This window comes from Amnibacterium sp. (assembly GCF_025463795.1).
Taxonomy (GTDB): Bacteria; Actinomycetota; Actinomycetes; order Actinomycetales; family Microbacteriaceae; genus Amnibacterium.
This window is the reverse complement of sequence record NZ_JAODBE010000167.1, coordinates 1-11,198: the sequence shown is the minus strand read 5'-3', so window position 1 is coordinate 11,198 and position 11,198 is coordinate 1. Positions and strand designations below refer to the sequence as shown.

Genomic DNA, 11,198 nt, shown 5'->3' with positions numbered 1-11,198 from the left:
GGCTTCGGCGTGCTCACCCTCGACGACGAGCAGCAGGGACTCGACCGGGCCGGCCTGCCGGGCTCGAAGGAGGACAAGGGCGCGGAGGCGGCCGTCGCCGCGCTGCGTACGGCGCTGGTGCTCCGCGGGGTCCGCGTCCGCTGACCCCGAGGAGCCCTCCGTCGCCCGGATCCGTTTCTCGCGCGGATCCGGAGTTCCTGCGCGACACGCCACCGCCACCCGCGTGGTCACGGCGCGTCGTACGGTTTCTCCGGAACGGCGCGACGCCGGGATGGCGCGGGATGCTCGGATGCCGGGTCAGGCGAAGGCGATGCCGAGCCCGGGTCGCGAGCCGGGCACGGCCAGGCCGTGGGCGACGCGCAGCCCGGTGGGCGCCGCGAGCACGTCGAGCTCGTCGAACCGGGCCCCCTCCACGTCCTCGACCCAGGTGGGCCGATCGCGCGTGACGGCCAGCTGGGCGGAGAGCTCGGGCAGCAGGTGGGGCGCCACTTCGACACCGCGCTGGTCGGCGAGCGCCGCGATCGCGAGGAACGGGGTGATGCCGCCGACCCGCACGATGTTCGGCTGCACCACGTCGACGGCCCCCGCGTCGATCAGGTCGCGGAAGCGGTGGATCGTATGCGCGTTCTCCCCCTGGGCGATCGGGATCCCGGCCTCGCATCGCAGGGCGACGTAGCCCGCGGTGTCGTCGGCGCGGAGCGGCTCCTCCAGCCAGGTGAGGCCGAACGGCCGGAGCGCCTCCGCAGCGGCGATCGCACGCCGGAGGTCCCAGCGCTGGTTCGCGTCGACCATCAGGGCGCGGTCCGGTCCGAGCACCTCGCGAACGGCCGCGACCCGGTCGACGTCCTCGGCGAGGTCGGGTCGTCCGACCTTGATCTTCGCCGCCGTCAAGCCGCGGGCGGTCCACCGCCAGGCCTGCTCGATCAGCTCCTCCTGCGAGTAGTGCAGGTTGACGCCGCTGCCGTAGACCGGCTGGCCGGGGGCCCGGCGGCCGAGGAGGTCGGCGACCGGGCGGTCCGCCCGCCTGCCGGCGAGGTCCCAGAGCGCGAGATCCAGCCCAGCGAGCGCGATCGTGGTGATCCCGGCGCCGCCGGCCTCGTGCAGGTGCTCCCACGCCGCCTGCCACAGCGGCCCTGGCTCGGCTGGCCGTCCGACGGCGAACCGCGCGATGTCGTCGCGGAGCAGCGCCGCGACGGCGGAGGCGCCGATCGACGGCGTCCAGGAGAACCCGCGGCCGACGCCGCCGTCGCTGTCGTGCAGCACGACCTCGAGCACCGACACGGCCCGCACGTCCGCCGCCCAGGCGCGGGCGAGCGGCACGTCGATCCGCCGGACCTCGATGCGCTCGATGGTCGGCGCCGTCACGCCACGAGCTCGTGGCCGGCCTCGAGGAGGGCGCGGAGCCGCGCGGCCTGCTCGGCCGTCGGATCGGTGAGGGGCGGGCGGACGGATCCGACGGGGACGCCGGCGATCCGCAGCCCCGCCTTGATGAGGGAGACGGCGAAGCCCGGCGTCTCGTCGCGGAGGCGCACGAGGGGCACGTAGAACCGGTCGAGGAGGAGGCGCTGCCGTGCCTCGTCTCCGGTCTCCAGGGCGTCGAAGTACGCGGCGGCGATCCTCGGGGCCATCGCGAACACCGCCGACGAGTAGAGCGGCACACCGATCGCGCGATAGGCCGCCTGGCTCGCCTCCGCGGTGAGCAGGCCGTTGAAGAACCGCACGTCGTCCCGGCCGGCGCGCTGCGCGGCGAGCACGAACCGCTGCATGAGCGCGATGTCGCCCACCCCGTCCTTCACGCCCTGCACCCGTCGGTCCTCGAGCAGGCGCTCCATCGTCGCCTCGGTGAAGGCGGCCGCGCCCCGGTGATAGACGACGACGGGGAGGTCGGTGGCGCCGGCGACGGCGAGGACGTACCGCAGCAGCCCCTCCTGGGGAGCGGCGACGAGGTACGGTGGCAGCAGGAGCAGCCCGTCCGCTCCGGCCTCGGCGGCGGCGCGCGCGGCGCCGACCGCGTGGGCGATCGGGCCGCCCGTGCCCGCGACCACGGGGCGGCGGCCCGCGGTCGCCCGCACCGCGGACCCCACCACCGCGCGGATCTCGTCGAGTCCGAGCGCGTGGTACTCGCCCGTGCCGCAGGCGGCGAAGACGCCGCCCGCGCCCTGCTCAACCCGGTCCGAGACGTGCTGCTCGAGCAGGGCGACGTCGACCCGGTCGTGCGCGTCGAACGGCGTGACGGGGAAGAACAGCACCCCCTCGAACCGGTCGAAGGGGTGCGCGGTCATCCCTCGATCCTGCCAGCGCCACCGTGGGCATCCGGTTGCGCCCCGAGCCACGTGACCGAACGGGCGGCCGCGGCGGCGGCGGACCGCATCGCGTCCTCCGGTCCGGCCCCGGCCGCGAGGGCAGCGGCGAGCGCGCCGCAGTAGGTGTCGCCGGCACCGGTGGTGTCGATCGGGGCGTCCACCGGGTCCGCCGGCACCCGGAGGTCGCCCCACGCGGATCCGGCCGCTCCGAGCGTGACGAGCAGCTGCACGGGCTGCGCGTCGGCGGCGGCGAGCGCAGCGGCCTCGGCCTCGTTCGCCACGACGGGATCGGCGAGCGCCAGCACCTCGGCGGGCAGGCCCGCGTAGGGCGCGGTGTTGAGCACCACGCGGGCCCCCCGGGAGGCAGCGATCCGCACCGCCTCCGCGACGACCTCGAGGTCGATCTCCAGCTGCGTGAGCAGCACGTCGTCGTCGGCGATCGCCTCGAGCGCGGCGAGGTCCGACCGGTCGACGGCCGCGTTCGCGCCGGGCGACACGATGATCGTGTTCTCGCCGTCCGCCGCCACCGCGATGGCCGCGCGGCCCGTCGCCGCGGTCGGATCCATCCGGACCGCGCCGACGTCGATCCCGAATCCGGCGAGGCGGTCCCGGTAGGCGTGCCCCTCCTGGTCGTCGCCGACCCGCCCGATCATCCGTACGACAGCACCGGCCACCGCTGCTGCGACGGCCTGATTCGCGCCCTTGCCACCGAAGCGGGCCTCGACGGGTCCGCCGAGCACGGTCTCCCCCGGCAGCGGATGCCGCTCGACCCGCACGATCGCGTCCATGTTCAGCGAACCCAGCACCCAGACGGTCGGCATCTGCTCATGGTGCCAGCCGCGACGTCGCTCAGGCCGAGTCGGGCACTGCTCCCACCCGGTCGGACGACCGAGCGCGCTGACCCCGGTCGAGCGGCTCCCGACCTCCCGGCCGCTCGATCGAGGAGATCCCTGGGCCGATGCGCACCACCTCGTCGAAGACGTGCCGTCCGGCGCCCACCGTCCGCTCGTCCTCGCCGGGCAGCCGAACGATCGCGTCGGCGCCGTTCGGCACCTCGACCTCGAGGTGCAGCCGGTCGCCCTGCACGGCCCACCTCACCGCGAACCGGCCGTGCGGGGTGGCGAGCGTCGTCTCCGCCTCCGTGATGCCGCCGCCGGGCTGCGGCGCGACGAGCACGGTCGCGTAGCCGGGCGCGGCCGGCGCGAGTCCACCGACGACCCGGTGCATCCAGTCGGCCACCGCACCGAGGGCGTAGTGGTTGAAGCTCGTCATCTCGCCCGGATTGATCGACCCGTCCGGCAGCATCGAGTCCCAGCGCTCCCAGACCGTCGTGGCGCCCATCGTCACGGGGTAGAGCCAGGACGGGCACTCCCGCTCGGTGAGCAGCCGGTAAGCGACGTCCGTGTGGCCGGTGCGCGAGAGCGCGTCGGTGATGAACGGCGTGCCGGCGAAGCCGGTGGAGATCCGGAACCTCGCCGCCTCCGCCAGCACGGCGAGCCGGTCCCCCGCGACGCGCTCGTCCTGCTCGTCGAGCAGCGCGAACGCGATCGCGAGCGCGTAGACGGTGGTGCAGTCGCTCGTGACGCGGCCGCCGGCGACGTAGTGCTCGTTGAACGCGGCCCGGAGCGCGGCGGCGTGCTCGGCGAACTCCCGCTGCTCGTCCTCGCGGCCGAGCACGGCCGCCGCCTGGGCGACGAGATCGGCGGACCGGTAGGCGCACGCCGTCGCGACCACGCCCTTGTCGGCCTTCGCGTCGGCGGGGCGCTCCGGCGGGGCGTCGGGGTCGAGCCAGTCGCCGAACTGGAACCCGGTGTCCCAGAGCCCGGTCGGCGACAGCAGCGTGCGGACGCGGCGCACGTGGGACGCCATCGAGTCGAACTGCTGCTCGAGCACCTCGCGATCCCCATAGGCCTCCCAGAGGGTCCACGGCACCCAGACGCCGGCGTCGCTCCAGAGCGCGGTCGAGTCGGGGTCGGGGAAGCCGCCCGGGTTCGGCAGGTACTTCAGAGAGTCCGGCACGACGAACGGGATCATCCCGTCGTGGTTGCGCTGCTCCGCGTCGACGTCGCGCAGCCAGTCCTTGAGGAAGGCGTCGATGTCGAAGAGGAAGGCGGCGGTGGGCGCGAACGCGGCGATGTCGCCGGTCCAGCCGAGCCGCTCGTCCCGCTGAGGGCAGTCGGTCGGCACGTCGACGAAGTTGCCGCGCATGCCCCAGACGACGTTCTCGTGGAACCGGTTGAGCAGCTCGTCGGAGCAGCGGAACGTGCCGATGCGGTCGAGCTCGGAGCCGATGACCACCGCGGTGACGGCCGAGGGGTCGAGCTCCCCCGGCCAGCCGTCGATCTGGGCGTACCGGAAACCGTGGAACGTGAACGTCGGCTCGAACACGTCGTCGCCGCCGCTCAGCACGTAGCGGTCGGTCGCCTTCGCGCTGCGCAGCGGCCGCGTGCCGAGCTCGTCGTGCTCGAGCACCTCCGCATGGGTGACGACGATCTCGCCGCCGGCGGGACCGTGCACGCGGATCCGCAGCCAGCCGACGAGGTTCTGGCCGACGTCGAGCAGCGTGTGGCCGGCGGGCGAGGTCCAGACCCGCTGCACCGCGAGCTCCTCCCGGCGCGACACCTTCGGCCCGATGTACGGCGTCAGCTTCGCCGTGTCGAAGTCGAGCGCGTGCACGCCGGTCCATCCCGCGCCGGCGAAGCCGGGGCGCTGCCAGGCGCCGTCGAGGCGGCGGGCGTCGATCGTCTCGCCGTCGTAGAGGTCGTTCTCGAGCACCGCGCTCGGCCCGCTCGTCCACGACTCGTCGGTGACGATCCGCTGCTCGAAGCCGTCCGCGAACGTGATCGCCAGCTCCGCGAAGCCGCCGAGCTCGTCGCCGTAGAGGGCCCGGGAGCCGCTCCAGCCGAGCCGTCCGCGGTACCAGCCGTTGCCGAGCGCGAGTCCGAGCACCGACTCCTGCTCGAGGAGGGCCGTGACATCGATCTCGGTGTAGCGGACCCGCCATTCGTAGCTGCTCCAGCCCGGGGTCAGCACGTCGCCCGACACCGGCCGGCCGTTCAGCGTGGCCTCCACCACGCCGAGCGCGGACAGGGTGAGGACGGCCGAGGTGACGGCGCCGTGCCCGTCCTCGAGGCGGAACTCGCGGCGGAGCAGGGGCGCGCCGTACTCGGCGTCGGCGGCGATCATGCGGGCGTGCCAGGTCATCGTTCCCTCTCTCGATCACGAGGAGGCCACCGCGCCGTCGCGGCGGTCCCGGAGCCCCGAGCGCGACCCGATCGCGTCCTCCCCGCCGATCCTTCTCCTCTTCGTGAAAGGACCTCATCATCCGCGCTCTCCCTGCCCGCTGAAGCGCGCCCACGCATCCGGCCCCGGCTCGCACGGGAGTGTGAGGAGACGACCGGCCGATCCAGCGGTCACCGCGGGTCCACCTGCCGGAGGTCGAGTGGGCCGCCGACGAACAGCAGATGCCTGCGGCCGACGTCGAGCAGGTGCTGGGCTGCCAGTCGGCCGCCGGCCACGTCGTCGACCGAGACGGATGAGAAGCCACCCGCGTGCGAGGCGATCGGCCGGCACCACCGGGATGCCGTGGCGCGAATCCGCTCGAGCCGGTCGACGACGTCTCCGACGGGGGGATGAGCATCGCTCGCAGCGGCTGCTCGTAATGTAGTGAAGCGATCCAGTAGCCGTGCGGCTACGAGAGAGGCCGAAGCACGATGCCGTCCTTCGCAGACATCACCGACGCGCTCGCCGCCCAGGCGATCGAGCTCCCGTCCTGGGCGTTCGGCAACTCGGGTACTCGCTTCCGGGTCTTCCCGCAGGCCGGCGTGCCGCGGGACCCCTACGAGAAGATCGCCGACGCCGCGAAGGTGCACGAGCTCACGGGGCTCGCGCCGAGCGTCGCGCTGCACATCCCGTGGGACGAGGTCCCGGACTTCGCGGACCTGCTCCGTCACGCTGAGGGGCTCGGCGTCGCGCTCGGCACGGTCAACTCGAACACCTTCCAGGACGAGGCCTACAAGCTCGGCAGCCTCGCGTCGCGGGACGACGCGGTGCGCCGGAAGGCGATCGACCATCACCTGCGCTGCATCGAGATCATGGGCGAGACGGGCTCCCAGGACCTCAAGATCTGGCTGGCGGACGGCACGAACTATCCCGGCCAGGACGACATGCGGGCCCGGCAGGACCGCCTCGCGGAGTCGCTGCAGGAGATCTACGCCGCGATCGGTGAGGGACAGCGGCTCGTGCTCGAGTACAAGTTCTTCGAGCCGGCGTTCTACCACACCGATGTGCCCGACTGGGGCACCTCCTACGCCCAGGTGGCCGCGCTCGGGGAGCGGGCGTTCGTCTGCCTCGACACGGGCCACCATGCGCCGGGCACGAACATCGAGTTCATCGTCATGCAGCTGCTGCGGATCGGGAAGCTGGGCTCGTTCGACTTCAACTCGCGGTTCTACGCGGACGACGACCTCATCGTTGGAGCCGCGGATCCGTTCCAGCTGTTCCGCATCCTCGTCGAGGTGATCCGCGGCGGCGGCTACGGGGCGGACAGCGGCATCGCGTTCATGCTCGACCAGTGCCACAACATCGAGAAGAAGATCCCCGGCCAGATCCGCAGCGTGCTCAACGTGCAGGAGATGACCGCCCGGGCGCTGCTGCTCGATCGTCAGGCGCTCGACGCCGCCCAGCTGGAGGGTGACGTGCTCGCCGCGAACAGCATCTTCATGGACGCCTTCTCGACCGACGTGCGCCCGGCGCTCGCCGAGTGGCGCGAGTCGCGCGGGCTGCCGCCCGACCCGATGAAGGCCTACGCCGCAGGCGACTACCAGGCCCGGATCGAAGCTGCGCGGGTCGGCGGCAGCCAAGCGGGCTGGGGCGCCTGAGCCCCGCTCCACCCCCTTCATGCGCAGCACCATCACGAGCACATCGATGACGAGGAAGACATGACGAACGGCACCGCAGCCGCGCTGATCGCCCGATCGAACCGGCTGGGCGCAGACCCGACCGTGACGAACTACGCGGGAGGCAACACGTCCGCGAAGGGCACCGAGACCGACCCGGTGACGGGTGAGCCCGTCGAGCTGATGTGGGTGAAGGGCTCGGGCGGCGACCTCGGCACCCTGCAGGAGTCCGGGCTCGCGGTGCTGCGCGTCGATCGTCTCCGCGCGCTGCGCGGCGTCTATCCCGGCGTCGAGCGCGAGGACGAGATGGTCGCCGCGTTCGACTTCACACTGTTCGGCAAGGGTGGCGCCGCACCCTCCATCGACACCGCCATGCACGGCTTGGTGGATGCCGCGCACGTCGATCACCTGCACCCCGACTCCGGGATCGCGATAGCGACCGCGGTGGACGGGGAGGCCCTGACGAAGCAGGTCTTCGGCGGGAAGGTCGTATGGGTGCCCTGGCGCCGTCCCGGCTTCCAGCTGGGCCTCGACATCGCAGCGATCAAGGCGGCGCACCCGGACGCGATCGGCACGATCCTCGGCGGCCACGGCATCACCGCGTGGGGGGACACGAGCGACGAGGCCGAGGCGAACTCCCTCTGGATCATCCGCACGGCGGAGGCGTACCTCGCCGAGCACGGGAAGGCCGACCCCTTCGGGGCCGCTCTCGACGGGTACGACCCGCTGCCCGAGGCCGAGCGCACCGCCCGTGCAGCGGCACTCGCGCCGACGATCCGCGGGCTCGCCTCCCACGACCACCCCACGGTCGGCCACTTCACGGACGCACCGGCGGTGCTGGAGTTCCTGTCCCGCGCCGAGCACCCGCGGCTCGCCACCCTCGGCACCTCATGCCCCGACCACTTCCTCCGGACCAAGGTCAAGCCCCTCGTGCTCGACCTGCCCGCCACGGCGACCGCGGAGGAGCAGCTCGCCCGGCTGGCGGAGCTGCACGAGGCCTACCGCGCCGACTACCAGGCGTACTACGACCGCCACGCGACGCCCGACTCCCCCGCGATCCGCGGCGCCGATCCGGCGATCGTGCTCGTGCCGGGCGTTGGCATGTTCAGCTACGGCACGACCAAGCAGACCGCCCGTGTCGCCGGCGAGTTCTTCATCAACGCGATCAACGTGATGCGCGGGGCGGAGGCGGTCTCCACCTACGCCCCGATCGACGAGGCGGAGAAGTTCCGCATCGAGTACTGGGCGCTGGAGGAGGCGAAGCTGCAGCGGCTCCCGAAGCCGAAGAGCCACGCCACCCGCATCGCGCTCGTCACCGGCGCCGCCTCCGGCATCGGCAAGGCCATCGCGACCCGCCTCGCGGCCGAGGGTGCGTGCGTCGTCATCGCGGACCTCGACCTCGCGAAGGCGCAGGCGACGGCGGCGGAGCTCGGCAGCACGGACGTCGCCGTCGGCGTGCAGGCGAACGTCACCGACGAGGCCCAGGTGCAGGCCGCGATCGATGCCACCGTGCTCGCGTTCGGAGGCATCGACCTCGTCGTCAACAACGCCGGGCTCTCCCTCTCCAAGCCGCTGCTCGAGACCACCGTCGCCGACTGGAACCTGCAGCACGACGTCATGGCCAAGGGCTCCTTCCTCGTCTCGAAGGCCGCCGCCCGCGCGCTCATCGAGCAGCGGATGGGCGGCGACGTCATCTACATCTCGTCCAAGAACTCCGTCTTCGCGGGGCCGAACAACATCGCGTACTCCGCGACGAAGGCGGACCAGGCGCACCAGGTGCGCCTCCTCGCCGTCGAGCTCGGCGAGCACGGGGTCAAGGTCAACGGCATCAACCCCGACGGCGTCGTCCGCGGCTCCGGCATCTTCGCCTCCGGCTGGGGGGCGAACCGCGCGAAGACCTACGGCATCGACGATCAGGACCTCGGCAGGTTCTACGCTCAGCGCACCATCCTCAAGCGCGAGGTGCTGCCCGAGAACGTCGCCAACGCCGTCGCCGTGCTCACCGGCCCCGACCTGTCCCACACCACGGGCCTGCACATCCCGGTCGACGCCGGCGTCGCGGCCGCCTTCCTCCGATGAAGCCCTCGAGCACTGTTCATCGTGGAGGCGGTCCGGGGCCTTCGGCAGAAGGATGCCCACACGATGAAGAACGGGGCTCGCGGTGAGCTCGGTCGCGGCGATCGACCTCGGCGCGACCAGCGGACGAGTCATCGTCGGGTCGATCGAGGGGCAGGAGCTGCGGCTCCGGCAGACCGCGCGCTTCCCGAACACCCCGGTTCGGCTGGCGGACGGTCTGCACTGGGACGTCCTCGCCCTCTACTCCGCGGCCATGCACGGGCTCGGCCAGGCGTCCCGCGACGACCCCGGGCTGATCGGTGCCGCTGTCGACTCGTGGGCGGTCGACTACGGGTTGCTGCACGGCGACCGGCTGCTCGGCAACCCGTTCCACTACCGCGACGCCCGCAACGAGCGCGGTGTCGCCCGTGTGCACGCCGCCGTCGGGCCGGAGGAGCTCTACCGGCGGAACGGCCTGCAGCACCTGCCGTTCAACACGATCTTCCAGCTGGAGGCGGCCGCCGCCGCGGGCGAGCTCGACGAGGCCGAGCAGCTGCTGCTGATCCCGGACCTGATCGGCTGGTGGGCCACCGGCCGCCGCGTCGCGGAGCGCACCAACGCCTCGACGACCGGCCTGCTTCTCGTCGGCGGCGCAGGGTGGGACTTCGAGCTCCTCCCCCGCATCGGCCTGCGCCGCGACCTCCTGCCCGAGCTGGTCGACCCGGGGACGACCCTCGGACAGGTCGTCCCGGAGATGGCCGAGGAGTTCGGCATCGCCGACCAGGTGCGGTTCACGACCGTCGGCTCGCACGACACCGCCTCCGCGGTCGTCGGCGTGCCGATGACCGACCCCGACGCCGTGTACATCTCGTGCGGCACGTGGTCCCTCGTCGGCGCCGAGCTGGCGTCCCCGATCACCTCGGAGGCGGCGCGGCTCGCCGGGTTCACGAACGAGGGCGGGGTCGACGGCCGCACCCGGTTCCTGAAGAACGTGATGGGCCTGTGGCTGCTCTCGGAGTCGGTGCGGGCCTGGGAGAAGGTCGGTGAGCGCCAGGAGCTCGGCGCGCTGCTGAAGCAGGCCGCCGAGGCGCCGGCCGACGTGCCGACCTTCGACGCGAACGACCCGCGTCTGCTCGCACCCGGGGACATGCCCGCCCGGATCGAGGCGATGCTGCTCGAGCGCGGCACGCGCGTGCCGGCCTCCATCCCCGAGTTCGTCCGGGGTGTGCTGCAGAGCCTCGCGGACGCCTACGCGGAGGCGGTCCGCGACATCGAGCGCCTCACCGGCCGCTCGGTGCGCACGGTCCACCTCGTGGGCGGCGGCGCGCAGAACGCCCTGCTCTGCCAGCTCACGGCAGACACCGTGGGGGTGCCCGTCGTCGCCGGCCCCGTCGAGGCGACGGCGATCGGCAACCTGCTCGTGCAGGGGCGCACCCACGGACTCGTCTCCGGCGACCTGGAGGCGCTCCGCGCCGTCGCCGCCCGTTCCTTCCCTCCGCGCACGTACGCCGTGCGCTCCCGTGCGAGAGGCTGAACCCATGGTGCAGCGCCAGTTCCCGAGGCCCGTCGAGGTGCTCGAGTACATGCAGTTCAAGAAGCCCCAGCTCGACCGGAAGAAGGCGCGGCTCGAGGCGGCGCTGACGATCGAGGACCTCCGCACGATCGCGAAGCGCCGCACCCCGAAGGCCGCGTTCGACTACACCGACGGATCCGCGGAGTCGGAGATCTCGATCACCCGCGCTCGGCAGGCGTTCCAGGACGTCGAGTTCCACCCGGAGGTGCTGCGGGACGTCGCCGACGTGGACACCACCGCCACGGTCTTCGGGCAGACGTCGAGGATGCCGTTCGGGATCGCCCCGACCGGCTTCACCCGGTTGATGCAGACCGAGGGCGAGACGGCCGGCGCGGGCGCCGCGAACGCGGCCGGGATCCCCTTCACGCT

At 72.8% G+C, this 11,198-nt stretch carries 8 protein-coding genes and 1 pseudogene; 5 read left to right on the top strand and 4 right to left on the bottom strand.

Features of this window, described 5'->3' with window-relative positions; translation table 11 throughout:
* The coding region (locus tag JWQ92_RS14205) for a 6,7-dimethyl-8-ribityllumazine synthase (protein ID WP_297345115.1) at positions 1–144 on the top strand (144 nt) is incomplete at its 5' end.
* A gap of 153 nt (positions 145–297) precedes the next feature.
* On the opposite strand, the gene JWQ92_RS14200 is transcribed toward JWQ92_RS14205, so the two are convergent.
* The 4 genes from JWQ92_RS14200 to JWQ92_RS14185 are packed head-to-tail and all read right to left on the bottom strand — an operon-like array spanning position 298 to position 5,507.
* Entirely contained in the window at positions 298–1,365 is a 1,068-nt protein-coding gene (locus JWQ92_RS14200) for a mandelate racemase/muconate lactonizing enzyme family protein (protein WP_297345114.1), read from the bottom strand.
* A complete protein-coding gene (locus JWQ92_RS14195; RefSeq protein ID WP_297345113.1) occupies positions 1,362–2,282 on the bottom strand; it encodes a 5-dehydro-4-deoxyglucarate dehydratase in 921 nt (306 codons plus the stop codon). The genes JWQ92_RS14200 and JWQ92_RS14195 overlap by 4 nt, the downstream gene beginning before the upstream one ends.
* Entirely contained in the window at positions 2,279–3,124 is an 846-nt protein-coding gene (locus JWQ92_RS14190) for a PfkB family carbohydrate kinase (protein WP_297345112.1), read from the bottom strand. The genes JWQ92_RS14195 and JWQ92_RS14190 overlap by 4 nt, the downstream gene beginning before the upstream one ends.
* A gap of 28 nt (positions 3,125–3,152) precedes the next feature.
* Positions 3,153–5,507: an alpha-L-rhamnosidase gene (locus JWQ92_RS14185; protein WP_297345111.1), complete on the bottom strand. Its 2,355-nt coding sequence runs from the start codon at positions 5,505–5,507 to the stop codon at positions 3,153–3,155.
* 509 nt (positions 5,508–6,016) lie between these two features.
* Here JWQ92_RS14185 and rhaI point away from each other — a divergent pair.
* The 4 genes and pseudogenes from rhaI to JWQ92_RS14160 form a co-directional block, all read left to right on the top strand.
* Positions 6,017–7,183 (top strand): L-rhamnose isomerase, encoded by a 1,167-nt coding sequence (rhaI, locus tag JWQ92_RS14175; RefSeq protein ID WP_297345110.1) that lies wholly within the window; start codon positions 6,017–6,019, stop codon positions 7,181–7,183.
* 33 nt (positions 7,184–7,216) lie between these two features.
* Positions 7,217–9,280, top strand: a pseudogene (locus JWQ92_RS14170) (bifunctional aldolase/short-chain dehydrogenase); the annotation flags it as partial.
* A gap of 82 nt (positions 9,281–9,362) precedes the next feature.
* Positions 9,363–10,790 carry a rhamnulokinase family protein gene (locus JWQ92_RS14165; protein WP_297345109.1) on the top strand — a complete coding sequence of 476 codons (1,428 nt, stop codon included), beginning with the start codon at positions 9,363–9,365 and terminating at the stop codon, positions 10,788–10,790.
* A 4-nt stretch (positions 10,791–10,794) separates the two neighbouring features.
* Positions 10,795–11,198 (top strand): alpha-hydroxy-acid oxidizing protein (locus JWQ92_RS14160; RefSeq protein WP_297345108.1); only part of this gene is annotated, 404 nt, incomplete at its 3' end.